This window comes from Pseudomonas sp. SIMBA_067 (genome assembly GCF_046534675.1).
GTDB classification, from domain to species: domain Bacteria; phylum Pseudomonadota; class Gammaproteobacteria; order Pseudomonadales; family Pseudomonadaceae; genus Aquipseudomonas; species Aquipseudomonas putida.
In genome coordinates this window covers 68020-88292 of record NZ_JAWRYH010000018.1, presented here as the reverse complement: position 1 = coordinate 88292, position 20273 = coordinate 68020, and the positions used below count along the sequence as shown (strand labels likewise).

Annotated in this window: 22 protein-coding genes; 13 read left to right on the top strand and 9 right to left on the bottom strand. The window is 62.5% G+C overall.

The features are described from left to right. Window positions 1-256 precede the first annotated feature (256 nt). From hemA to SB765_RS26925, 6 genes are all read left to right on the top strand, one after another. Window positions 257-1534 (top strand): glutamyl-tRNA reductase, encoded by a 1278-nt coding sequence (hemA, locus tag SB765_RS26950; RefSeq protein ID WP_016501506.1) that lies wholly within the window; start codon window positions 257-259, stop codon window positions 1532-1534. Then, entirely contained in the window at window positions 1531-2613 is a 1083-nt protein-coding gene (prfA, locus tag SB765_RS26945; protein WP_016501505.1) for a peptide chain release factor 1, read from the top strand. Before hemA ends, prfA begins: the two co-directional genes overlap by 4 nt. Then, entirely contained in the window at window positions 2613-3443 is an 831-nt protein-coding gene (prmC, locus tag SB765_RS26940) for a peptide chain release factor N(5)-glutamine methyltransferase (RefSeq protein WP_063423723.1), read from the top strand. Before prfA ends, prmC begins: the two co-directional genes overlap by 1 nt. Next, window positions 3437-4192 (top strand): molybdopterin-synthase adenylyltransferase MoeB, encoded by a 756-nt coding sequence (locus tag SB765_RS26935; protein ID WP_049277203.1) that lies wholly within the window; start codon window positions 3437-3439, stop codon window positions 4190-4192. The genes prmC and SB765_RS26935 overlap by 7 nt, the downstream gene beginning before the upstream one ends. After that, window positions 4185-4982, top strand: a complete 798-nt coding sequence (gene murI / locus SB765_RS26930) for a glutamate racemase (RefSeq protein WP_410932212.1) — start codon at window positions 4185-4187, stop codon at window positions 4980-4982. The genes SB765_RS26935 and murI overlap by 8 nt, the downstream gene beginning before the upstream one ends. Before the next feature lie 104 nt (window positions 4983-5086). After that, window positions 5087-5605: an acyloxyacyl hydrolase gene (locus tag SB765_RS26925; protein WP_410910751.1), complete on the top strand. Its 519-nt coding sequence runs from the start codon at window positions 5087-5089 to the stop codon at window positions 5603-5605. 134 nt (window positions 5606-5739) lie between these two features. Here SB765_RS26925 and SB765_RS26920 read toward each other — a convergent pair whose 3' ends face one another. The 5 genes from SB765_RS26920 to SB765_RS26900 all read right to left on the bottom strand — a co-directional run bounded on the left by SB765_RS26920 (window position 5740) and on the right by SB765_RS26900 (window position 10812). Further along, a complete protein-coding gene (locus SB765_RS26920) occupies window positions 5740-6438 on the bottom strand; it encodes an SDR family oxidoreductase (protein WP_341797556.1) in 699 nt (232 codons plus the stop codon). 11 nt (window positions 6439-6449) lie between these two features. Then, on the bottom strand, window positions 6450-7877 hold the full coding sequence (phrB, locus tag SB765_RS26915; protein WP_410932211.1) for a deoxyribodipyrimidine photo-lyase: 1428 nt from the start codon (window positions 7875-7877) through the stop codon (window positions 6450-6452). Next, window positions 7868-8767 (bottom strand): MerR family transcriptional regulator, encoded by a 900-nt coding sequence (locus SB765_RS26910; RefSeq protein ID WP_341797558.1) that lies wholly within the window; start codon window positions 8765-8767, stop codon window positions 7868-7870. The genes phrB and SB765_RS26910 overlap by 10 nt, the downstream gene beginning before the upstream one ends. After that, on the bottom strand, window positions 8757-9725 hold the full coding sequence (locus SB765_RS26905; RefSeq protein WP_341797559.1) for a YbgA family protein: 969 nt from the start codon (window positions 9723-9725) through the stop codon (window positions 8757-8759). The genes SB765_RS26910 and SB765_RS26905 overlap by 11 nt, the downstream gene beginning before the upstream one ends. Before the next feature lie 100 nt (window positions 9726-9825). Further along, window positions 9826-10812 carry an NAD(P)/FAD-dependent oxidoreductase gene (locus tag SB765_RS26900; protein WP_341797560.1) on the bottom strand — a complete coding sequence of 329 codons (987 nt, stop codon included), beginning with the start codon at window positions 10810-10812 and terminating at the stop codon, window positions 9826-9828. A 188-nt stretch (window positions 10813-11000) separates the two neighbouring features. On the opposite strand from SB765_RS26900, the gene SB765_RS26895 reads away from it, so the two are divergent. Both SB765_RS26895 and hemH read left to right on the top strand, forming a co-directional pair. Beyond that, the gene (locus tag SB765_RS26895) at window positions 11001-11906 is read left to right on the top strand and encodes a TIGR01777 family oxidoreductase (protein ID WP_410910752.1); all 906 of its coding nucleotides are present in this window, start codon (window positions 11001-11003) and stop codon (window positions 11904-11906) included. A gap of 13 nt (window positions 11907-11919) precedes the next feature. Continuing rightward, window positions 11920-12936, top strand: a complete 1017-nt coding sequence (gene hemH / locus SB765_RS26890) for a ferrochelatase (protein ID WP_341797562.1) — start codon at window positions 11920-11922, stop codon at window positions 12934-12936. Between the two features lie 132 nt (window positions 12937-13068). Here the strand turns inward: hemH and SB765_RS26885 are convergent, their stop codons facing one another. After that, the gene (locus tag SB765_RS26885) at window positions 13069-14343 is read right to left on the bottom strand and encodes a uracil-xanthine permease family protein (RefSeq protein WP_016501493.1); all 1275 of its coding nucleotides are present in this window, start codon (window positions 14341-14343) and stop codon (window positions 13069-13071) included. A 2-nt stretch (window positions 14344-14345) separates the two neighbouring features. Next, on the bottom strand, window positions 14346-14984 hold the full coding sequence (upp, locus tag SB765_RS26880; RefSeq protein WP_016501492.1) for a uracil phosphoribosyltransferase: 639 nt from the start codon (window positions 14982-14984) through the stop codon (window positions 14346-14348). Between the two features lie 161 nt (window positions 14985-15145). Here upp and SB765_RS26875 point away from each other — a divergent pair, with 161 nt between their 5' ends. The 4 genes from SB765_RS26875 (at window position 15146) to SB765_RS26860 (ending at window position 17060) form a co-directional block, all read left to right on the top strand. Next, the gene (locus SB765_RS26875) at window positions 15146-15703 is read left to right on the top strand and encodes a hypoxanthine-guanine phosphoribosyltransferase (RefSeq protein WP_016501490.1); all 558 of its coding nucleotides are present in this window, start codon (window positions 15146-15148) and stop codon (window positions 15701-15703) included. Between the two features lie 2 nt (window positions 15704-15705). Beyond that, window positions 15706-16179: a WbuC family cupin fold metalloprotein gene (locus tag SB765_RS26870; protein ID WP_410932210.1), complete on the top strand. Its 474-nt coding sequence runs from the start codon at window positions 15706-15708 to the stop codon at window positions 16177-16179. 51 nt (window positions 16180-16230) lie between these two features. Next, window positions 16231-16701, top strand: a complete 471-nt coding sequence (locus SB765_RS26865; protein ID WP_016501488.1) for a hypothetical protein — start codon at window positions 16231-16233, stop codon at window positions 16699-16701. A gap of 68 nt (window positions 16702-16769) precedes the next feature. Further along, window positions 16770-17060: a PA4642 family protein gene (locus SB765_RS26860; RefSeq protein ID WP_016501487.1), complete on the top strand. Its 291-nt coding sequence runs from the start codon at window positions 16770-16772 to the stop codon at window positions 17058-17060. Window positions 17061-17176: 116 nt separating this feature from the next. Here SB765_RS26860 and mqo read toward each other — a convergent pair whose 3' ends face one another. Both mqo and SB765_RS26850 read right to left on the bottom strand, forming a co-directional pair. Next, complete coding sequence (gene mqo, locus SB765_RS26855; protein ID WP_019470525.1) at window positions 17177-18685, bottom strand: malate dehydrogenase (quinone); 1509 nt, start codon at window positions 18683-18685, stop codon at window positions 17177-17179. Between the two features lie 600 nt (window positions 18686-19285). Next, window positions 19286-19519: a hypothetical protein gene (locus tag SB765_RS26850; protein WP_410910754.1), complete on the bottom strand. Its 234-nt coding sequence runs from the start codon at window positions 19517-19519 to the stop codon at window positions 19286-19288. A 145-nt stretch (window positions 19520-19664) separates the two neighbouring features. Between SB765_RS26850 and SB765_RS26845 the strand changes: the two genes are divergently transcribed. Further along, complete coding sequence (locus tag SB765_RS26845; protein ID WP_016484885.1) at window positions 19665-20249, top strand: YajG family lipoprotein; 585 nt, start codon at window positions 19665-19667, stop codon at window positions 20247-20249. Window positions 20250-20273: the final 24 nt, after the last annotated feature.

Genomic DNA, 20273 nt, shown 5'->3' with positions numbered 1-20273 from the left:
CTTGACGGGCATCCATGCCCGTCACCTCCCTTCGCAAGGCCTGCGTTCGGCCTCCTGAAGTCGCGAAGATCAAAAGCCAGATCAAAAGCCAGATCAAAGGCAGATCAAAAGCGGGAGTGAAACCTGAAATCAACGCTCATGCTGGCCCGGGAGCGGCGATAGCCGCAGCGCTATCAGCGCAATAGCGAACGGTGGTTGTTCTAAAACCTGCGAAAGAGGACAATTATCGGCTTCCCGTCACAACCAGCGACCTTGCATGGCCTTTCTTGCACTTGGTATCAACCATAAGACTGCCTCGGTAGACGTACGCGAGCGCGTGGCGTTTACCCCAGAGCAGCTGGTAGACGCCCTGCAGCAGCTCTGCCGACTGACCTCCAGCCGCGAGGCGGCGATCCTGTCGACCTGCAACCGCAGCGAGCTCTATATAGAGCAGGATCACCTGTCCGCCGACGCCGTGCTGCAATGGCTGGCCGACTATCACCGCCTCAGCCTGGACGAGCTGCGCGCCAGCGCCTACGTGCATGAAGAGCACGATGCGGTAAAGCACATGATGCGCGTAGCTTCGGGCCTGGACTCGCTGGTGCTTGGCGAGCCGCAGATCCTCGGCCAGATGAAGTCCGCCTACGCCGTGGCACGCGAGGCCGGCACCGTCGGCCCGCTGCTCGGGCGCCTGTTCCAGGCCACCTTCAGCGCTGCCAAGCAGGTGCGTACCGACACCGCCATCGGTGAAAACCCGGTATCGGTGGCGTTTGCCGCGGTCAGCCTGGCCAAGCAGATCTTCAGCGACCTGGGCCGTAGCCAGGCCTTGTTGATCGGTGCCGGCGAAACCATCACCCTGGTCGCCCGCCACCTGCATGAGCAAGGCGTGCGGCGTATCGTCGTGGCCAACCGCACCCTGGAGCGGGCCAGTATCCTGGCCGAGCAGTTCGGCGCGCATGCCGTATTGCTGGCCGACATCCCCCAGGAACTGGCCAACAGCGACATCGTCATCAGCTCCACCGCCAGCCAACTGCCAATCCTGGGCAAGGGCGCGGTCGAGAGTGCGCTGAAACAGCGCCGGCACAAGCCGATCTTCATGGTCGACATCGCCGTACCGCGCGACATCGAACCTGAAGTCGGCGAGTTGGACGACGTCTACCTGTACACTGTCGATGACTTGCACGACGTGGTGGCGGAAAACCTCAAGAGCCGCCAGGGCGCCGCCCAGGCTGCCGAAGAGCTGGTATCGGTGGGCGCCGAAGATTTCATGGTGCGCTTGCGCGAACTGGCTGCGGTGGACGTGCTCAAGGCCTATCGCCAGCAAAGCGAGCGTCTGCGCGACGAAGAACTGCAAAAGGCCCAGCGCCTGCTGGCCAACGGCGGCAACCCCGAGGACGTGCTGGCCCAACTGGCCCGGGGGCTGACCAACAAACTTCTGCATGCGCCCAGCGTGCAGTTGAAAAAGCTCTCGGCCGAGGGCCGCCTTGATGCGCTGGCCATGGCCCAGGAACTCTTTGCCCTCAACGAGGGCTCCACGGACAAATCCCCGCAATGAAAGCGTCGCTGCTGAACAAACTGGATATCCTCCAGGACCGCTTCGAAGAGCTCACCGCACTGCTCGGTGATGCCGAGGTCATTTCCGACCAGACGCGCTTTCGCGCGTATTCCCGTGAATACGCCGAGGTCGAGCCGGTCTACGCTGCTTATAAAGAGTGGTGCAAAGTCCAGGGCGACCTTGAAGGTGCCCAGGCGCTGCTCAAGGACAGCGACCCGGACCTGCGTGAAATGGCCGTGGAAGAAGTGCGTGAAGCCAAGGAGCAGCTGCTGACGCTGGAGGCGAAGCTGCAACGCATGCTGCTGCCCAAAGACCCCAACGACGGCCGCAACGTGTTCCTCGAAATCCGCGCTGGCACCGGTGGCGACGAGGCGGCGATCTTCTCCGGCGACCTGTTCCGCATGTATTCGCGCTACGCCGAAAAACGCGGCTGGCGCCTGGAGATCCTGTCCGAGAACGAAGGCGAGCACGGCGGCTACAAGGAAATCATCGCCCGTGTCGAGGGTGAGAACGTCTACGGCAAGCTCAAGTTCGAGTCCGGCGCGCACCGCGTCCAGCGCGTGCCCGAAACCGAATCCCAAGGCCGCGTGCACACCTCCGCGTGCACGGTGGCGGTGCTGCCCGAGCCGGACGAACAAGCAGCCATCGAAATCAACCCGGCCGACCTGCGCGTGGACACCTACCGTGCATCTGGCGCGGGTGGCCAGCACGTCAACAAGACCGACTCGGCGATCCGTATCACCCACTTGCCCACCGGCATCGTGGTCGAATGCCAGGAAGAGCGTTCGCAGCACAAGAACCGCGCCCGTGCCATGTCCTGGCTGTCGGCCAAGCTCAACGACATGCAGACCAGCGCAGCACAGAATGCCATTGCCAGCGAGCGCAAGCTGCTGGTGGGCTCCGGTGACCGTTCCGAGCGCATCCGCACCTACAATTATCCACAGGGCCGGGTGACCGATCACCGTATCAACCTGACCTTGTACTCGCTGGACGACATCCTCAGCGGAGGCGTGGACGCAGTGATCGAACCGCTGCTGGCCGAATACCAGGCCGATCAACTGGCTGCCCTGGGGGACTGATGACCATCATCGCCAGCTTGCTGCGCAACGCGCAGCTGCCCGAATCGCCCACCGAGCGGCTGGATGCCGAACTGCTGCTGGCTGCTGCCATCGGCAAATCGCGCAGCTACCTGCACACCTGGCCCGAGCGAATTGTCAGCAGCGAAGATGCCCAGACCTACGCCGATTACCTGCAGCGCCGCCGTGGCGGCGAGCCGGTCGCCTACATCCTCGGGCAGCAGGGCTTCTGGAAGATCGACCTGGAAGTGGCGCCGCATACCCTGATCCCGCGGCCGGATACCGAACTGTTGGTCGAGACGGCCCTCGAGTTGCAACCTGCCTCGCCAGCCAAGGTCCTCGACCTGGGCACCGGTACCGGTGCAATTGCCCTGGCCCTGGCCAGCGATCGCCCGGCCTGGCAGGTAACTGCGGTTGACCGGGTGGAGGAGGCCGCTGCCTTGGCCGAGCGCAACCGCCAGCGCCTGGGCCTGGGCAACGCCCAGGTGCGGGTAAGCCACTGGTTCGACAGCCTGGCCGGCGAGCGTTTCGACCTGATTGTCAGCAACCCGCCCTACATTGCCGCCGCAGACCCGCACCTGGTGGCCGGTGACGTGCGCTTCGAGCCCAGCAGTGCGCTGGTGGCCGGCGCCGATGGCCTGGACGACCTACGCGTGATTGCCGCCCAGGCCCCCGCGCACCTGTTGCCGGGTGGCTGGTTGCTGCTGGAGCATGGTTACGACCAGGCAGCGGCAGTACGCGCCTTGCTGGCTGAGCAAGGTTTTATCGAGGTTGCCAGCCGCACGGACCTGGGCGGCCATGAACGCATTACCCTGGGGCGTTTGCCATGCTGAGTGATGAGGAACTGTTGCGTTACAGCCGGCAGGTATTGCTGGCCCAGATCGACATCGACGGCCAGTTGCGGCTCAAGCAGAGCAAGGCCCTGATCGTCGGGCTCGGCGGCCTGGGCTCGCCGGTTGCGCTGTACCTGGCTGCCGCCGGGGTCGGTGAGCTGCACCTGGCCGACTTCGACACCGTCGACCTGACCAACCTGCAACGCCAGGTGATTCACGACAGTGCCAGCGTCGGCATGAGCAAGGTCGATTCGGCCTTGCAACGCTTGCAGGCAATCAACCCGGAGATCGGCCTGGTCGCCCATCGCCAGGCCCTGGATGAAGACTCGCTCGCTGCTGCTGTGGCGGCGGTCGACCTGGTGCTGGATTGCTCCGACAATTTCGCTACCCGTGAAGCGGTCAACGCTGCCTGTGTGGCTGCTTGCAAACCGCTGGTAAGCGGCGCGGCGATCCGCCTGGAAGGGCAGCTGTCGGTGTTCGACCCTCGGCGCGACTACAGCCCCTGCTACCACTGTCTGTATGGGCATGGCAGTGAAGATGAGCTGACCTGCAGCGAAGCGGGCGTTATCGGGCCGCTGGTGGGCCTGGTGGGCAGCCTGCAGGCGCTGGAGGCGATGAAGCTGCTGGCCGGGTTCGGCGAGCCGCTGGTTGGCCGCCTGCTGTTGATCGATGCCCTCGGCACCCGCATTCGCGAGTTGCGGGTCAAGCGTGACCCGGCCTGTACTGTTTGCGGCAAGCGCGATGGCTGAGCGCTCGGCGCCGGTCGGCGTGATGGACTCGGGGGTCGGCGGTTTGTCGGTGCTCGCCGAGATCCAGCGCCTGCTGCCCAACGAGACGCTGCTGTACGTGGCTGACTGCGGCCATGTGCCTTATGGCGAGAAGTCGCCAGACTACATCCGTGAACGCTGCCGGCGTATTGCCGCGTTCTTCCATGCACAAGGCGCCAAGGCCATGGTGCTGGCGTGCAACACCGCCACGGTAGCGGCGGTGGCTGATTTGCGCGAGTTGTACCCGACCTGGCCGCTGGTGGGCATGGAACCCGCCGTGAAGCCTGCGGCGGCGGCTACCCGCTCGGGCGTGGTCGGTGTGCTGGCCACTACCGGTACCCTGCAGAGCGCCAAATTCGCCGCTTTGCTCGACCGCTTTGCCAACGACGTGCAGGTCATCACCCAGCCTTGCCCGGGGCTGGTCGAGCTGATTGAAACCGGAGACCTGACCAGCCTGGTGCTGCGCCAGATGCTGCTTGGCTATGTGCAGCCGTTGCTGGCCGCCGGCTGCGACACGCTGATCCTCGGCTGCACCCATTACCCCTTCCTCCGCACGTTGCTGGCCGACCTGGTGCCGGCGGACGTGGCTATCATCGACACCGGCGCCGCGGTGGCGCGCCAACTGCAGCGGCTGCTGGGTGCCAACGATCTGTTGGCCGAAGGCCCGGCCGGCGATGCCCGCTTCTGGACCAGTGCTGATCCAGAAAATCTCAGAAAAATCCTACCTGTGCTGTGGCGTAAGTCCGACGATGTGCAAAGCTTTGCGTTGTGAAAAAAACGTGAAAAGCAGCTGAACTATCGTTCCACTTCCGCTTTCTACCGCTTGCCTGCTTGAGGCGGACACTAATAACAGCATCAGGAAGAAGGATGTTTCTTATGAGGAAACTGCTTGGCTTGGCGGCGGCTGCTGCCTTTACCTTGGGGCAAGCGATGTCGGCACAGGCTGCCGACGTTTCGTTTTCGGTAGGGCAGACCGGTGACTCGACCATGGTCTACCGATTAGGGCTGCAATCGAACTGGGATGCGAGCTGGTGGCAGACCAGCGTTGGTCGGCTGACTGGCTACTGGGATGGGGCCTACACCTATTGGGATGGTGACGAGACGGCGAGCAACCACAGCCTGTCGTTTGCGCCAGTCTTCGTCTATGAATTTGCCGGGGAGTCAGTGAAGCCCTACATCGAGGCAGGGATTGGTGTGGCGGCGTTTTCCAGCACCGAGCTTGAAAGCAACGAGCTAGGCTCGGCGTTCCAGTTCGAGGACCGCATCGGCTTTGGTTTGCGCTTTGCCGGCGGGCATGAGATCGGGGTGCGGGCGATCCATTACTCCAATGCGGGTATCAAAGAGCCCAACGATGGGGTGGAAAGCTACAGCCTCCATTACCGCATGGCGCTCTGAGTTTACCTGCGCCGGCGTCTGGCGGTTCGACGCTTCGATAAACCCGCTCCCTCAGGGATACCGCAGCATTCAAGATCTGGGTATTCCTGTGGGAGCGGGCGCGCCCGCGAAGAAGCTAACCCTGTTTTCAGGTATTAGCGCGTCAACGGCCACAGGCTACTGACGTCCAGGGTTTCCAGGATCAGTTCCGGTTCTCCCTGCGGCCACCGACGCAACAACGCTTCAGCGACACCCTGCGGCGTCCACTCTTCCGGTATCGCCTGCACCGACGTCACCGGCACCTTCAGCGACTGTGGCGCCACTACAGTCAGCCCGATGCCCAGCTCCTTCAGAGGCTTGCGTTGCTCACGCATCCATTGCGGCAGGTTGTTCCAGCCCGCAATGACCTGTGTCGGTGCATACAGCTGCAACGCTGAATACCGGTTGAACAACGCCATCACCTGCGGCGAATCGCCCTTTGCCAGCAAAGGCAGCGCTTTGCTCAGGCACAGCTCACCTGCCAGCTGGTTGGTACTGCCTATCGCCTCGAACAGTTCGCTGTCTGCTACATCGGCCGGCAGGTAATCACTGGTACCCGCATTGATGATCAAGCCATCCAGCGAGCACCAGGCATGGCATATCTGCTGGCAGGCATCGGCTGCGTCGGGTTCGGCATGCAGCTGCCATGGCAGGCGCAAAAAACGCCGACCATGTTGTGCTGCCAACCTATTCAATTCATCGCTTTCCTTAGCACTGGCGGCAACGCGATGGCCCTGTTCGAGCAAGCGTTCCACCAAAGCCAGACCAAGTCCATTGCTGGCGCCCGTGACCCAAAAACTTCGTGAGTCATTCAAGACGTTGTCCTCTAATACTGCCGGCGTGGAAGGGCCTTGAAGGCTTCCAGTGCACGCAGGCGACTGCTGCCGAGATCGACCACAGGACTGTGATACAAATTATTAGCAAATAAATCCCTGCATTTCATCGGTTCATGGATATTTTCCTCGCTTATGTCACGTAACTCCGGCAGCCAGTGCCGAATGAAATGCCCTTGAGGGTCGAAACGTTGAGACTGTGAAATCGGGTTGAAGATACGGAAATAGGGCACTGCGTCTGTGCCGGTGGATGCACTCCACTGCCAGCCGCCATTGTTGGCAGCCAGGTCACCGTCTATCAGGTGGCGCATGAAGTGCCGCTCGCCCTTGCGCCAGTCGATCAGCAGGTTCTTGCTGAGGAACATCGCCACGACCATGCGCAGGCGGTTGTGCATCCACCCGGTATCCAGCAGCTGGCGCATGGCGGCGTCGATGATCGGGAAGCCGGTGCGGCCTTGTTCCCAGGCCTCCAGGTCTGCCGGGGCGTCACGCCAGGGCAAGGCTTCGGTCTGGGCGCGGAAGGCGCGGTGGCGTGAGACCTGTGGATAACCGCTCAGGATGTGCTTGTAGAATTCGCGCCACAGCAGTTCGTTGATCCAGGTTTGTACGCCCGTACTGCCACTGTCGAACTCGCCTCGGTTGCTGGCCAGTGCGCCGTGCAGGCACTGTCGGGGCGAGATCACGCCGGCGGCCAGGTAAGTCGAAAGCTGGCTGGTACCGGGCTTGGCAGGCAGGTCACGCTGAAGCTGGTAGTCGTCGATGGCTTCGTCAAGGAAGCGGGACAGCCGCCCCTGCGCCTCGGCTTCACCCGCCGGCCAATGGTCACGCAAGGCGCGCGTGGGTGTTTCAAAACCGTCCACGTGTTGCGGAACCGGGTCGGCAGGGATGTGCAGCGGTGCCTGGCGCTTAACCCGGTGGGCCAGGGCAGGCAGGCTGCGGTGCAGGTGCTCCAGGCAGGTTTTCTTGAACTGGCTGAAAACCTGGAAGTAGTCACCACTGCGGGTCAGGATGGTGCCCGGGCGGAAAAACAGCTGGTCGAGGTGGCTGTGGGCCTGAATGCCCGACTTTTCCAGCAGGGCACGGGTGGCATCGTCACGGCGCTGCTCGTTGATGCCGTACTCTTCGTTCCAGTGGGCGCTTGCCACCTGATGTTGGCGGCATACCTCAAGCACGGCTTGTGGTGCCTGGTCCCAGGTGTCGATCTTGCGGATCAGCAGGGGGATATTCAGGCCTTCCAGCGACTGGCGCAGGTCGCGCAGGTTGCGCAGCCAGAAATCGACTTTGCAGGCGGCATCATCATGGGCTTGCCATTGCCCGGGGCTGACCAGCCACAGGGCAATGGTCGGCCCGCGCTCGGTGGCGGCGCTGAGTGCGGTGTTGTCATTGATGCGCAGGTCGCTGCGCAGCCAGGTCAGGTGCATGGGGCATTCATCTCTACAGGGTGGCCGCTTTGGGCTTGAAGCAAGCGCAGTGCCACCTGCGGGGTTTCGAACAAGGCGAGGTTGGGGAGCTCGAGGGCAAGCAGCTGATTTTCATGCAGCAACAGCATCGGGCCGCCGGCCAGGATTGTCATGGGCAGGTTGTGCAGGGTGCGTTGCAGTGCCTTGCCATCGATGCGGGGCCCCAGGTGCAGGAGCACGGCGCGGGGGTTGAGTGTGCTGACCGCGCGTTGCAGGTGCGGGCCTGCAACGGGGTTTTCCAGTACTTCGACTGGGAACCCGTTGCTGGTGAACAGCCAGGCGCATAGCCATAAACCGGCGCTGAAGGCACGTTCACTGTCTTCCACCAGCAACACCGCAGGGCCCTGCAATAACTGGTTGTCATGGTAGACGCGGGCACCAAGCTTGCTGCGAAGCCAGCTGTGGAAAAACGCCTGTTCCAGCTGCGCATTGAAGTAATTGCACCACCGCAGGTCGAGGAGGTCGAGCAGCGGCAGCAGCAGTTGTTCGCACAGGGTAACGGCCGGGTACAGGGCCATGGCCTGGTTAAGCTGTTGGTCAAGGGCGCGCTGTGAAAGGTTGGCAATGGCCTCGATCAGCTGGAACTGCCGGGCCTGCCAGTCACCCTTGGGCGGCGTGCTGGACGGCTTGTCGAGCAGCTCGCTCACTTGGCCGACCGATGCCCCACGCTGCAACCAGCCAAGGATTGCCTCGACCCGCTCGACCTGTTCCTGCGGGTACAGGCGATGCCCCTTGGCGGTGCGCTGGGGCTTGAGCAGGCCATACCGGCGTTCCCAGGCGCGCAGGGTGACCGGGTTGACGCCGGTGCGGCGGGCCAGTTCGCCGATGGGCAGCAAGTCCTCAGACCGCATTGCGCAAGCCCAGGCTCTCGGGGTGCGGCTGCAGGTAGGCTTGCTGCTGCAGATAGGAGTCGGGGTGCTTGCGCAAATGGTGCTTGAGCAGGGTCAGCGGCACCACAAGTGGCACCACGCCTTGTTGGTACTGACTGATGAGTGTCTGCAACTCGGCCTTGTCCTGTTGCGTCAGGCTGTCCTTGAAATAGCCGCTGAGGTGCTGCAGCACATTGCAGTGGGTGCCGCGGCTGGCGCAGCGGCGCAGGGCCTGCATCAGCTGGCTGAAGTAGCGTGGGCCGATGCTGTGTGGGTCGTCATCCTTGCTCATGCTGCCCAGCAGGCGGCCCAAGGTTCGATAGGCCTGGGGGTTGTTGGCCATCACCAGGTATTTGTAACGCGAATGAAAGCGGACCAGGCTGCCACGGCTAAGGCCCTCGGCAAGCAGGCGCTGCCAGTCGGCGTAGGCATACACGCGGCTGATGAAGTTCTCGCGCAGCACGGGGTCATGCAGGCGGCCTTCTTCTTCTACTGGCAGGTCCGGGCGTTGAGCGCAGAAAGCCTGGGCGTAAACGCCGCGCCCACCGTGGAGGGCCGGATGGCCGTTGTCCTGATACACCTTGACCCGCTCCAGGCCACAGGAAGGCGACTTCTGCATGAAGATATAGCCGCAGATATCGTCGAGCTCGGCGGCCATCTGCTCGCCATAGCTGCGTAGCGGGCCGGTCAGGTCCATACCAGGGTTGCGGGTGCCGACCACTATCGGTCGTTCCGGATTGCCCACCAGGCGGATCGGGTCGCGCGGTATGCCCAGGCCGATGGCGACTTCCGGGCACACCGGTAACCAATCGAAATGGGCATCCAGTTGCGTACGGCACAGGTCCGAGGCTTTGTGGCCGCCGTTGTAACGCACGCTATGCCCGGTCAGGCAGGCGCTGATAGCGATACGCGGCTTGCTGTGGGCGGAAGGGTCGTGCATGGCTGCCTCCGGTAAACCTGTACGAGTCTAAAATTTTGTACAAGTTTATTCCAGCACAGCCGGGGAGTTATGCAAACTAGAATTTGTGTATAACGCTACATCACTCCAAGTGTTCGAGCAGCCGCCGCGCCGCTTCCTGGCCGCTGAGCCAGGCGCCTTCTACGCGCCCGGACAGGCACCAGTCGCCGCAGGCGTACAAGCCTTGGTCAGCATCGGCCAGTGCGCCCCACTCATGATTGCTGCTGGGGCGCGCATACAGCCAGCGGTGGGCCAGGGCGAAGGTGGGCGCCGGTACCACGCAGCCGACCAGCTCGGCGAACTCGCCCCACAGCTGTTCGATCACTTGCTCCTTGGGCAGGTCGATGTGCTGCCGGCTCCAGTCGGAGGTCGCGTGCAGCACCCAGGTATCGAGTTGCTCGTCGCGGCCGGGCTTGCTGCGGTTACGGGCCAGCCAGTCAAGCGGGTTGTCCTGCACGAAGCAGCCTTGCATCGGGGTGTCCAAAGGTGTCTGGAAGGCCAGCGCGACAGCCCAGACAGGTTCCATTTGCACGCCCGCAGCCACGGCGGCCAGTTTCGGGGTGGAGGCTAGCAGTGGCGTGGCCTGCGGTGCCGGCACGGCGATCACCACGCGGCTGTAAGGACCATGGCTGCAGCCTTCGGTATCTTGCAGGTGCCAGTACTGCTTGCCACGGAACACTTCGGCGATACGGCAGCCGAAGTTCACCGTCACATCCTTGAGCAGGCCACGGGTGATGGCGCTCATACGTGGTACGCCTACCCAGCGGGTCTGTTCGTCAGGGGAGGGGGTGAGCTCGCCATCACGGTAGTTGTACAGCTGTGGCTTCCACTGCTCGGCCCAGCCGGCGGCAACCCAGTGTTGCACCTGCTCGACGAAGCGCCGGTCACGGGCAGTGAAATACTGGGCGCCGAGGTCTAGCGCGCCGGCCTCGCTGCGCTTGCTGGCCATGCGTCCACCACTGCCGTGGCCTTTGTCGAACAGATGCACGGATTGCCCGGCTTTTTGCAACGCCTGGGCGGCTGACAAGCCGGCGATACCGGCCCCGATGATGGCAATAGGTACTGTCATGATGGCCTCTTCAAACCTTGCTGTGTAGCAGACTACGCTGTCAGGCAAACCTGTACAATCCAGAAATTCTGTATAAGGTTATTCCGCTTTGGCGGTCAGGTTGGCCTATGTTTATCCGAGAGCGTCGGGTCAAAAAAGTGCCTTGATGTTAAAAATAGACCACCGCCGCACTCTGCGAGGACACAGCCATGCATATATTGCTGACAGGTGGCACCGGTTTGATTGGCAAGCATCTTTGCCAGTACTGGCTTGGCCAGGGGCATCGGCTTACGGTTTGGAGCCGGCGACCTGAACAGGTGGCAAAAATATGTGGTAGTGGCGTACGTGGCATCGCCCGCCTGGAGCAACTGGAGGCGGACGATCACCTTGATGCGGTGGTCAACCTGGCCGGTGCGCCGATTGCCGATCGGCCCTGGACGGCTGCCCGACGCAACCTGCTGTGGGCCAGCCGGGTCACCCTGACCGAGCAATTGCTGGCCTGGTTGGGCACCCGTGAGCAACGCCCGCACGTGCTGATCTCCGGCTCTGCGGTGGGCTGGTACGGTGACGGTGGCGAACGCGAACTGACCGAGGCTTCGCCACCGGTGCGCGAAGATTTCGCCAGCCAGTTGTGCATTGCCTGGGAAGAGACGGCCCAGCGCTCCCAGGCTCAGGGTATCCGCGTGGTACTGGTGCGCACCGGGCTGGTGCTGGCCAGCGATGGCGGCTTTTTGTCGCGCCTGCGCGTGCCCTTCAAGCTGGGGCTGGGCGGGCCATTGGGCAATGGCCGGCAGTGGATGCCGTGGGTCCATATAGACGACCAGGTCGCCCTGATTGATTTTCTCTTGCAGCACAACGATGCCAGCGGTCCTTATAATGCCTGCGCCCCGGAGCCGGTGCGCAACCGCGAGTTCGCAAGGCGCCTGGGCCGGGCCCTGCATCGGCCAGCGCTGCTGCCAGTGCCGGCACTGTTGCTCAAGGCTGGCCTGGGCGAGATGTCGACCTTGCTGCTGGGCGGGCAGCGGGCACGCCCGGTACGCTTGCTGGCGGCTGGCTTCACTTTCCGCTTCAACGATCTGCAATCGGCCCTGGACAACCTGTCCAGCCGCCTCTGACATAGGACGCTGCATGACCGATCACGCCCTGCTGCTGGTCAACCTGGGTTCCCCGGCTTCCACCTCGGTGGCCGATGTGCGCCGCTACCTCAACCAGTTCCTCATGGACCCGTACGTGGTCGACTTGCCTTGGCCGGTGCGGCGCCTGTTGGTGTCGCTGATCCTGGTCAAGCGCCCGGAGCAGTCGGCGCATGCCTATGGCTCGATCTGGTGGGAGGAGGGATCGCCGCTGGTGGTGCTGACCCGTCGTCTGCAGTCAGCAATGGTGGAGCACTGGCCCCATGGGCCGGTGGAAATCGCCATGCGCTATGGCCAGCCAGCCTTGCCCCAAGTGCTGGAACGCCTGGCAGCCCAAGGCGTGCGCAAGGTGACCTTGGCGCCGCTTTATCCACAGTTCGCCGACAGTACCGTGACCACTGTGGTCGAGCTGGCTAAACAGGTGATCAACGAGCGCCAGTTGCCGTTGCAGATGCGCGTGCTGCAGCCGTTCTACGAGCACCCTGAATACATCGAGGCGCTGGCGGCCAGCGCCCGGCCTTACCTGGAGCAGGATTACGACCACCTGCTGCTGAGTTTCCATGGCTTGCCGGAGCGGCACTTGAAAAAGCTGTTTCCGAAGGGCAGCAAGCACGACCTGCGTACCGCCGATTGCTGCCACGGTGCATCCGCCGAGGTACGTGCGGTGTGTTACCGCGGGCAATGCCTGGCTACGGCCAAAGCCTTTGCGCAGAGAATGGCCATACCGGATGGCAAATGGTCGGTATCGTTCCAGTCTCGGCTGGGGCGGGACAAGTGGATCGAGCCCTACACCGAGACGCGGCTGGATGAGCTGGCCAAGGCTGGTGTGAAGAGGCTGCTGGTGATGTGCCCGGCATTTGTGGCCGATTGCATCGAGACGCTGGAAGAGATCGGCATGCGGGGCAGCGAACAGTTTGTCGAGGCCGGCGGGCGGGAGCTGGTGCTGGTGCCGTGCCTGAATGATCACCCCGAGTGGGTGAGGGTGCTGGCGGATATGTGCGAAAAGGCCTGACACTGCGGCTGCCTGTACCGGCCCTATCGCCGGCAAGCCAGCTCCCACAAGGGCATCACAGTCTCTGAAACCTGTGGTGTACCTGTGGGAGCTGGCTTGCCGGCGATAGGGCCGGCTCAGGTTAAAGCCGGATCAAGGCAACTGATCATCCAGCTTCTTGTGCTTCCAGCCATCATTGCCCGGCAGGATGAGGTTCAGGGCAATTGCCACGATGGCGCACAGGGCGATGCCCTTCAGGCCCCAGTCATCCGGGCCGTCACCGCTGCCGATCAGCACGCCGCCGATACCAAACACCAGGGTTACCGACACGATCACCAGGTTGCGCGCTTCGGCCAGGTCGATCTTGTGGCGGATCATGGTGTTCATGCCCACCGCCGCGATCGAACCGAACAGCAGGCACAGAATGCCGCCCATCACGGGTACCGGGATGCTTTGCAGCAGTGCGCCGAACTTGCCGATGAACGCCAGGGTAATGGCGAAGACCGCCGCCCAGGTCATGATTTTCGGGTTGTAGTTCTTGGTCAGCATCACCGCGCCAGTCACTTCGGCGTAGGTGGTGTTGGGCGGTCCGCCGAACAGGCCGGCTGCCGTGGTGGCCAGGCCGTCACCCAGCAAGGTGCGGTGCAGGCCAGGCTTTTTCAGGTAGTCACGGCCGGTCACGCTACCGACCGCAATCACCCCGCCAATGTGCTCGATCGCCGGTGCCAGGGCAACCGGGACGATAAACAGGATGGCCTGCCAGTTGAATGCTGGTGCGGTGAAGTTAGGGATTTCCAGCCACGGTGCAGCGGCGATCTTCGCCGTGTCGACCACGCCAAAGGCGAAGGCCAGGGCAAAGCCCACCAGCACGCCGGAGATGATCGGTACCAGGCGGAAAATGCCCTTGCCGAACACGGCGACGATCAAGGTGGTCAGCAGGGCTGGCATGGAGATCAGCATGGCGGTCTTGTACGGCATCAGTGCTGCGCCGTCCCCACCTTTGCCCATCGCCATGTTGGCAGCGATCGGTGCCATGGCCAGGCCGATGGAGATGATCACCGGGCCAATCACCACAGGCGGCAGCATGCGGTCGATGAAACCGGTGCCTTTGATTTTTACCATCAGGCCCATGAAGGTGTACACGAAACCTGCAGCCATCACGCCGCCCATGGTCTCGGCCAGGCCGAACTGGCCCTTGGCGAGGATGATCGGGGTGATGAAGGCAAAGCTGGAGGCCAGGAACACCGGTACCTGGCGGCCGGTTACCAGCTGGAACAGCAGCGTGCCGATGCCGGCAGTGAACAACGCGACGTTCGGGTCGAGGCCGGTGATCAGTGGCATCAGCACCAACGCGCCAAATGCCACGAAGAGCATCTGCGCGCCCGAAACGACCTGGCGCCAGAGCGGGTCGTTGAAGCCGTCCTGCATGGTCAGGCGTCCTTTTGCTTGGTGCCGAAGATCTTGTCACCGGCATCGCCCAGGCCCGGCACGATGTAGCCGTGCTCGTTCAGGCGCTGGTCGATCGAAGCGGTGTAGATCTTCACGTCCGGGTGGGCTTTTTCCACCACTTCGATGCCTTCTGGCGCGGCGACCAGCACCATGGCGCGGATCTCTTTGCAGCCGGCCTTTTTCAGCAGGTCGATGGTGGCGACCATCGAAGCGCCGGTAGCCAGCATCGGGTCGATGATCAGGGCCAGACGCTGGTTGATGTCCGGCGCGAGCTTTTCCAGGTAGGTATGGGCTTCGAGGGTTTCTTCGTTGCGGGCAACGCCAACGGCACTGACCTTGGCACCCGGGATCAGGCTGAGCACGCCGTCAAGCATGCCGATACCCGCGCGCAGGATCGGTACCACGGTGATCTTCTTGCCGGCAATTTTTTCAACTTGCACCTTGCCACACCAGCCATCGATCTCGTAGGTTTCGAGTGGCAGGTCCTGGGTGGCTTCGTAGGTCAGTAGCGCGCCGACTTCCTGGGCGAGTTCGCGAAAATTCTTGGTGCTGATATCGGCACGGCGCATCAGGCCGAGCTTGTGGCGGATCAGCGGGTGGCGGATCTCACGAGTGGGCATAGGGGGGCTCCGAAAGGCGGGCAAAAAAACCGCGCTAGATTAATCTATTCAGCCTGTGCTGTCGTCTGGTCATTCTGGACGTTAGTCCATAAATGCTTGATCTGGGACGAGCGGATGCGTACCTTTGCCCGCTTTTCCAAAATGCACCCCCGGAGAGCGCCATGTCCGCCGATCTCGAGCACATCCGTCAAGTCATGCGTGAAGCTGACTGCCTGTACACCGAAGCCGAAGTCGAAGCGGCCATCGCCAAAGTCGGCGAGCAGATCTGCAAGGACCTGCACGACAAGAACCCGGTGGTGTTCTGCGTGATGAACGGTGGCCTTATCTTCTCCGGCAAACTCCTGACCCACCTGCAGTTCCCGCTGGAAGCTTCGTACCTGCACGCCACCCGCTACCGCAACCAGACCAGCGGCGGCGAGCTGTTCTGGAAGGCCAAGCCTGAAGTGTCGTTCATCGACCGTGACGTGCTGATCGTCGACGACATCCTTGACGAAGGCCACACCCTCAGCGCCATCATCGAGTTCTGCAAGCATGCCGGCGCGCGCTCGGTGCACACCGCTGTCCTGATCGACAAGGACCACGACCGCAAGGCCAGCCCGGACCTCAAGGCCAACTATGTGGGCCTGCCGTGTGTCGACCGCTACATCTTCGGTTACGGCATGGACTACAAAGGCTACTGGCGCAATGCCAACGGCATTTTCGCCGTCAAGGGGCTGTGACCATGCGCCAGCCTGCGTTCATCGACCAATCGCTGTTCGCCGGGCTGGCCGAAAAGGCTGCCGCCAACCCGCGTGGGCGGCAGCACCATACCTTCCATGAAATGGAAGAGCCCTGCCACCGCATGGCGGTCGGGCTGCAGCCGAGTACCTACATTCCGCCGCACCGCCACCTGAGCGCCGACAAGGCCGAAACCTTGTTAGCGCTGAAGGGGCGCTTCGGCCTGCTGATATTCGATGATCAGGGAAGGGTGACTGACAAGCGGGAGCTGCAGGCAGGCGGTGATTGCCTGGGTGTGGACTTGGCACCCGGTACCTACCATGGGCTGGTGGTGCTGGAGCCGGACAGCATCTTGTTCGAATGCAAGGCCGGGCCTTACCGGCCGGTGGGCGAGGGTGAACATGCACACTGGGCGCCGCGCGAGGGGGAAGCCGGCGTGGCCGAGTACCAGGCCTGGATGCTCGCGCAGTTCGATTGAGGTTGCCTGCACCCGGCATGCTAGAGTGCTCCTTCATACAAGGAGCCTCACATGCGTGCGATTCTTCCCCTCCTGCTGGCCGTCAGCATGCCACTCGCCGCCGCCCCCCTGCACAGCCAGTTCCTGCCGCCCGATGATCAGTCCTTGCGCCAGGAAGCGCCGACCGGTCAGCAACTGCTGCAAGTGACCGACTACTCGGTGGTGGTGGGGGCCCAGCGCCAGTCCGACCAGCAGCCGATCCCGATCACCTCGTCGTTGCAGGTGCGCCTGAAGGGCAAGCCGTTGAGCAAGGGCGCGACCATCGCCCAAGTGCTGCTGACCTTCGACGGCGAAGCGGCCAAGAGCTTGAAGAAGCCCGTGTATGACGAAAAAAGCCGCACCTTGAGCCTTAATTACCCGGTCAGTGACTACCGGGTAATCATGGACCTGCTGCGTAACGAGACCCTGTACGTGCAGTTTCTCACCTATGGTAACGGCCACATCTGGGCCGACCTGCACACCGGTACCGTACGTACGCGTTGAGCCACGCGGCCTGCGAGGGGTAAACTGCCGGCCTTCGAAATCCCGTGATGGTCCAGTTGGAGTCGGCAATGCGTAAAGACAAGAAACAGGTAATCGGCGACGAAATCAGCGACGACTACATCAAGTCGTTCCTTCAGTTCGAACCGGCCGATGGCGTGACCTCTCCTTCGCACCACAAGCTGGTCAAGGCGTACCGCGGGCTGCGTGTGGACGATTTCGAGCGCTTTGTCGGCTTCTTTGTCGAAGCTGGCCTGGACCTGGATGGCAAGGACGAGCACGGCAAGACCTTCGTCGAGCAAATTGCCGACCAGCGCAATGCGCCTGAGTACATCGAGATCATCGACAACGCCCGCGGTTGATTTGTAAGCCTGTACCGGCCTCTTCGCGGCTTCAGCCGCGAAGAGGCCGGTACAGGCAGATAACGCCTCAGGCACAAAAAAACGCCCCGAGGGGCGTTTTTTCGTTACCGGGCGGTTCAGGCGTAGTGCTTGGCCGCCGGGCTGCTTTCCACCAGGTCCAGCGCCACATCGTTGTCGGCACTGATCTTCTGGTACAGGGCAGCATCGGTTGCCAGTGTCTTCTCGCGCGCCGGGAAGATTTCCTTGAGCTTGGCAGCCCAGGCACCTTTGGCCTGCTCGGGGAAGCAGCGTTCGATCAGTTCCAGCATGATCGACACGGTCACCGAAGCGCCTGGCGAAGCGCCGAGCAGTGCGGCGAGGCTGCCGTCCTGGGCCGAGACCAGCTCGGTACCAAACTGCAGCACACCACCTTTTTTCGGGTCTTTCTTGATGATCTGCACGCGCTGACCAGCCACTTCCAGGCGCCAGTCTTCGGCCTTGGCCTGCGGATAGAAGCGACGCAGGGCTTCCAGACGCTGCTCCATAGACTGCATCACTTCGCTGACCAGGTACTTGGTCAGGTCCATGTTGTCACGGGCCACGGCCAGCATCGGGCCGATGTTGCCCATGCGCACCGACAGCGGCAGGTCCATCAGCGAACCGTGCTTGAGGAACTTGGTGGTGAAGCCGGCGTACGGGCCGAACAGCAGCGAAGTCTTGCCGTCCACAACGCGGGTATCCAGGTGCGGTACCGACATCGGCGGGGCGCCCACGGCGGCCTGGCTGTAGACCTTGGCCTGGTGCTGCTTGACGATTTCCGGATTGTCGCAACGCAGCCACTGGCCGCTGACCGGGAAGCCGCCAAAGCCTTTGCTTTCCGGGATGCCGGACACTTGCAGCAGCGGCAGGGCCGCGCCGCCGGCGCCGAGGAAGACAAAGCGGGCGTCGACTTCGCGGCTGCCGCCGCTGTTGACGTCCTTGATGCTCACGGTCCAGCCTTTGCCGTTACGGCGCAGGCCGACGACCTTCTTGCTGTATTTCACCTGCGCGTCCGGCGAGTCGCCCAGCAGCTTGAGCAGCTTGTTGGTCAGGGCGCCGAAGTTGACGTCGGTGCCTTTGGCTACACGAGTAGCTGCAATGTGCTGGTCGGCCGGACGGCCTGGCATCATCAACGGCATCCAGTCGCTCATCACCGCCTTGTCTTCGGTGTATTCCATGTCAGCGAAGGCATGGTGCTGCTTGAGCAGCTCGAAGCGCTTCTTGAGGAAGGAAACACCCTTGTCACCCTCGACGTAGCTCAGGTGCGGGACAGGGTTGATGAACGCACGCGCCGAGCCGAAGTTGCCCTTCTTGCTCAGGTAGGCCCAGAACTGGCGCGACACCTCGAACTGGGCGTTGATGTGCACGGCCTTCTTGATGTCGATGCTGCCATCGGCGGCCTGGGGCGTGTAGTTAAGCTCGCACAGACCAGCGTGGCCGGTACCTGCGTTGTTCCAGGGGTTGGAGCTTTCCGCGGCTCCGGAGTCCATCGCCTCGACGACCTCAAGCTTCAGGGTCGGGTCAAGCTCCTTCAGCAGTACGGCCAGGGTGGCACTCATGATGCCCGCGCCTACCAGTACTACATCAACCGATTCGTTCTGCGCCATTTAACGCGTCTCCACAATCTACAGCTACCTAATTGACAGCATAGGACCTGGGGTAGCCAGGGTCGCCATGTCCGACTTTTCGCAGTTCTTGCAACTTCCGCGGACACCGCCAATCAGTCTTCGGGTTCAGCTATTGAACGCCGTTTGCCACGGGTGCGGCAATTCGACTTATGGTCAAGGTGTCGTGCGTGCGTTATGGAACGGTTCAGACACTCATACGGGATGAGCGCATTTGCCGCCTGTTCAGGGCTGTTCGGGACACATCTGCCGCTTTTGCACATGCCAGACTGTTCATTTGCTCGCCACACTCTTGTGAAGTTGTGAAAACCGTTTTTTCACGCTCTTTTGGAGACGTGAACCTCAAAAGGGGACTGCGCGATGGCAACCCGCAGGTTCATGCAGTGTGAAGGGCCGGAAAAGCAGGCACGACAGCCGATGCAAGACCTGAGTGGAAGGCTCTCTGTGGGCGAAGCGGTGAAGTTGCCGGGGTCAATCGGCGAGTGCGGGGCCCGATCAGGAGACGTCCTTATAATCGGGGGGAGATTATAGCGATGTCGCGGGCAGAAATGTCGCCATTCGTGGTTTTTATTGCAGCGTTTGTCAGGCCGCGAGGATGCGCTGGTGCCAGCGGCGGCTTGCGCGAGCGCAAACCCGGGCGTCGGCGGGCAGCTCGCGGCCCAGCCAGGCCAGCTGGATGTCACCAACCTGGACCCAGCCGCTGCCGCTTGGCACCTGGCTGCATTGCTTGAAAGCCAGGCATTTGCCTTGGCCATCGAGGCAGGCGTAGGTGTTGTGGCGCGGGCGTTGGAAAAGCAGAGTCCAGAGCGAGGCCATGGCGGCGAGTCCTTTGCATGAGGGCTTGGCGCAAGGATAAGGGTGGGGCCATGAAACGATTGTGACAAGCGGGTCGGGCCGATGACTGGTCTGTGCCTGGCTAGGTATACTGTGGGCCTTTGCCGCATTTTCTGGAGAAACGCGCATGTTGCAACGTCTGTTGTTCGGTTTGATTGCCGTGGCCAGCCTCAGCCTGGTCGGTTGTGCCCACAGCCCGCAACAACTCAACCCGCAACCCACGCTCAAGGCCCAGCTCGCCCCTGTGGGTCACGGCCAGCCGGTCGTGGTGCGGGTGGTTGACGGCCGGCCTTCGCAATCCTTGGGCACCCGTGGTGGCATGTACCCTGAGACCAGCACCATCAGCGTCAGCGGTAACGACGTGGTACCCAAGCTGCAGGCCCAGGCCGAAGCTGCCGTGCGCCTGCTCGGCTTCACCCCGACGCCGAATGCCTCTGGTGCCCCCCAGCTGACCGTGACCCTGGCCGAGCTGAAATATCAGTCGCCTAAAGACAACCTGTACGTGACCGAGGCCACCATCGGTGCCACCTTCCGCGCCGACGTGCGCAATGGCGGGCGCAGCTACAGCGGCCGCTACGGCGCTTCGCTGGACCAGCGTTTCGGCATGGCGCCGAACCAGGACACCAATACCCAGCTGGTGGGTGATGTGCTGAGCGATGCCCTGACCCGCCTGTTCAAAGACCCGACCATCGGGCAGGTGCTGGGCCAGTAAGCGTTTGGCTGGATGAAAAAAACC

What these genes read in the sequence shown, in the direction of transcription:
- SB765_RS26900 (WP_341797560.1), bottom strand. Translation starts at nt 10,812, where the DNA reads ATGACAGTACCTATTGCCATCATCGGGGCCGGTATCGCCGGCTTGTCA.
- phrB (WP_410932211.1), bottom strand. Translation starts at nt 7,877, where the DNA reads ATGCACCTGACCTGGCTGCGCAGCGACCTGCGCATCAATGACAACACC.
- SB765_RS26870 (WP_410932210.1), top strand. Translation starts at nt 15,706, where the DNA reads ATGCGCCAGCCTGCGTTCATCGACCAATCGCTGTTCGCCGGGCTGGCC.
- SB765_RS26910 (WP_341797558.1), bottom strand. Translation starts at nt 8,767, where the DNA reads ATGCGGTCTGAGGACTTGCTGCCCATCGGCGAACTGGCCCGCCGCACC.
- prfA (WP_016501505.1), top strand. Translation starts at nt 1,531, where the DNA reads ATGAAAGCGTCGCTGCTGAACAAACTGGATATCCTCCAGGACCGCTTC.
- SB765_RS26905 (WP_341797559.1), bottom strand. Translation starts at nt 9,725, where the DNA reads ATGCACGACCCTTCCGCCCACAGCAAGCCGCGTATCGCTATCAGCGCC.
- hemH (WP_341797562.1), top strand. Translation starts at nt 11,920, where the DNA reads ATGACCGATCACGCCCTGCTGCTGGTCAACCTGGGTTCCCCGGCTTCC.
- SB765_RS26925 (WP_410910751.1), top strand. Translation starts at nt 5,087, where the DNA reads ATGAGGAAACTGCTTGGCTTGGCGGCGGCTGCTGCCTTTACCTTGGGG.
- SB765_RS26865 (WP_016501488.1), top strand. Translation starts at nt 16,231, where the DNA reads ATGCGTGCGATTCTTCCCCTCCTGCTGGCCGTCAGCATGCCACTCGCC.
- SB765_RS26885 (WP_016501493.1), bottom strand. Translation starts at nt 14,343, where the DNA reads ATGCAGGACGGCTTCAACGACCCGCTCTGGCGCCAGGTCGTTTCGGGC.
- murI (WP_410932212.1), top strand. Translation starts at nt 4,185, where the DNA reads ATGGCTGAGCGCTCGGCGCCGGTCGGCGTGATGGACTCGGGGGTCGGC.
- SB765_RS26860 (WP_016501487.1), top strand. Translation starts at nt 16,770, where the DNA reads ATGCGTAAAGACAAGAAACAGGTAATCGGCGACGAAATCAGCGACGAC.
- prmC (WP_063423723.1), top strand. Translation starts at nt 2,613, where the DNA reads ATGACCATCATCGCCAGCTTGCTGCGCAACGCGCAGCTGCCCGAATCG.
- SB765_RS26850 (WP_410910754.1), bottom strand. Translation starts at nt 19,519, where the DNA reads ATGGCCTCGCTCTGGACTCTGCTTTTCCAACGCCCGCGCCACAACACC.
- upp (WP_016501492.1), bottom strand. Translation starts at nt 14,984, where the DNA reads ATGCCCACTCGTGAGATCCGCCACCCGCTGATCCGCCACAAGCTCGGC.
- hemA (WP_016501506.1), top strand. Translation starts at nt 257, where the DNA reads ATGGCCTTTCTTGCACTTGGTATCAACCATAAGACTGCCTCGGTAGAC.
- mqo (WP_019470525.1), bottom strand. Translation starts at nt 18,685, where the DNA reads ATGGCGCAGAACGAATCGGTTGATGTAGTACTGGTAGGCGCGGGCATC.
- SB765_RS26895 (WP_410910752.1), top strand. Translation starts at nt 11,001, where the DNA reads ATGCATATATTGCTGACAGGTGGCACCGGTTTGATTGGCAAGCATCTT.
- SB765_RS26875 (WP_016501490.1), top strand. Translation starts at nt 15,146, where the DNA reads ATGTCCGCCGATCTCGAGCACATCCGTCAAGTCATGCGTGAAGCTGAC.
- SB765_RS26845 (WP_016484885.1), top strand. Translation starts at nt 19,665, where the DNA reads ATGTTGCAACGTCTGTTGTTCGGTTTGATTGCCGTGGCCAGCCTCAGC.
- SB765_RS26935 (WP_049277203.1), top strand. Translation starts at nt 3,437, where the DNA reads ATGCTGAGTGATGAGGAACTGTTGCGTTACAGCCGGCAGGTATTGCTG.